This is a genomic window from Streptomyces sp. SID3343, from assembly GCF_009865215.1.
Taxonomy (GTDB): domain Bacteria; phylum Actinomycetota; class Actinomycetes; order Streptomycetales; family Streptomycetaceae; genus Embleya.
The window spans coordinates 1-1,834 of record NZ_WWJX01000745.1 but is presented as its reverse complement, the minus strand read 5'-3'; the positions used below and the strand labels follow the sequence as shown (position 1 = coordinate 1,834).

Genomic DNA, 1,834 nt, shown 5'->3' with positions numbered 1-1,834 from the left:
GTGACCACCAGCAAGGCGAGGACCACGGTCAGCGCCGAAGTCAGCCGCACGACCCGGGACATCGGGCGGCGGCGGGTCGTGGTGCGCCGATTCACTTGACGGCTCCCATCGTCATGCCCTGCGCGAAGTAGCGGCGGACGAGAATGGACAGGATCAACATCGGGACCATGACGACCATGCCCGCGGCGGCCATCTGACCCCACGCGACGCCGTCCGGCCTGACCAGCGCCATCAGGCCCACCGGCAGCGTGGTCGCCTTGGTCTGGGACAGGAAGGTGGGAAAGAGGAACTCGTTCCAGGACAGCAGGAACGAGAACACCGCCGCCACGAAGATCCCCGGCGCGGCCAGCGGCGTCACGATCCGCCACAGGATCGCGATCCGGCCGCACCCGTCGACCCGGGCCGCCTCCTCGACCTGGATCGGCAATCCGTCCACGAAGCCTTTGAGCAACCAGGTCAGGTAGGGCACCACGATGGACAGGTTCACGATCACCAACGCGCCCAACGTGTCGATCATGCCCAGTTGCCGAAACAGCGTCAGGAACGGCAACGCGATCGCGACCCCGGGGATGAACTGGGTGGCCACGATGGCGAACATCAACGCCCGGCCGCCCTTGAACCGAAAACGCGAGAATCCGTACGCGGCGAGCAGCGCGAGCGGCACCGAGAGCACCGTGGTGACCACGGCCACCGAGACCGAGTTCCACACCGACGGCATCAGGTCGTTGTCGCCGCCGATGATCGCCCGGAAGTTCTCCAGGGTCGGGCTGAAGAACACCGACGTCGAGTAGACCTCCTTCTCGGGCTTGAACGAGGTCAGCGCGAGCCACAGGATCGGGAACAGGACGAAGAACAGGATCGCCACGATGCCGATCGTGCGACCGGTCCGGCCCAGCACGGCGGCCGTGGAGCGCGAACCTCGTCCGGGTCGGCTGGTGTCGGAGACGACGGCGGTCATGCGGTGTCCTCCTGCTTCGCCATGGCTCGCAGATACAGCGCCGCGAGCACGCCCAGGATCACGACCAGCACCCACGAGATCGCCGACGCGTAGCCGATGTCGAGGAACCCGAAACCCTGTTGGAACGTGAAGTAGTTGAGCGTCTCGGTGGAGCGCCCGGGACCGCCTCCCGTGGTGGTGACCACCTGGTCGAAGGTCTTGACCGACCACACCGCCTTGAGGAACACCACGATCAACAGCAACGGGCGCAGCAGCGGCCACGTGATGTGCCGGAAGTTCTGCCACCGGCTCGCGCCGTCGACCCGGGCCGCCTCGTGCACCTCGGGCGAGATCGCGCCGAGCCCGCCGAGCAGCATGAGCGCGATCAGCGGGGCCCAACCCCACACCTCGGTCAGGGCGATCACCAACAGCGCGCCGACGGAGGAACCCAGCCAGTCGAAGTCGGACGTGAACGGCAACGCGGTGTCCAGGATCTTGTCGTAGACGCCGTAGTCGGGGTTGAGCATGAACCGCCACGAGAACCCCTTGAGCGCGGGCGCCACGGCGAACGGCAGGATCAACAAGGCCTTGGTCGTGCCCGCGAGTCGGCCGGGTCTGTTCAACAACAGCGCCATGCCCAGGCCCAGGCCCACCGAGAGCACGACGGAGATCACCGTGTACACGGCGGTCACCCACAGCGCGTTGGTGAAGTTCGGGTCGGCGAACGTGGCGCGATAGTTGGCCAGTCCCACGAAGCGGCCGGGCTCGGCGCTCTCGTTCAACCGCCAGTGCCGAAAGCTGGTGATCAGCGCGGAGGCCAGCGGATAGACGGTGGTCAGCACGATCACCACGAGCGCGGGACCGATGTGCAGAAACGGAGCGGCCCGCCGACCGGCA

General features: G+C 67.0%; 2 protein-coding genes. Both read right to left on the bottom strand.

What is annotated here, in order from left to right; all coding sequences use genetic code 11:
• Positions 1 to 91: 91 nt before the first annotated feature.
• Positions 92 to 958 (bottom strand): carbohydrate ABC transporter permease, encoded by an 867-nt coding sequence (locus GT354_RS22925; protein ID WP_161358258.1) that lies wholly within the window; start codon positions 956 to 958, stop codon positions 92 to 94.
• Positions 955 to 1,834, bottom strand: an 880-nt coding sequence (locus tag GT354_RS22920; RefSeq protein WP_161358257.1) for a sugar ABC transporter permease, incomplete at its 5' end; no start/stop codon positions are given. The genes GT354_RS22925 and GT354_RS22920, both read right to left, overlap by 4 nt.

What these genes read in the sequence shown, in the direction of transcription:
- GT354_RS22925 (WP_161358258.1), bottom strand. Translation starts at nt 958, where the DNA reads ATGACCGCCGTCGTCTCCGACACCAGCCGACCCGGACGAGGTTCGCGC.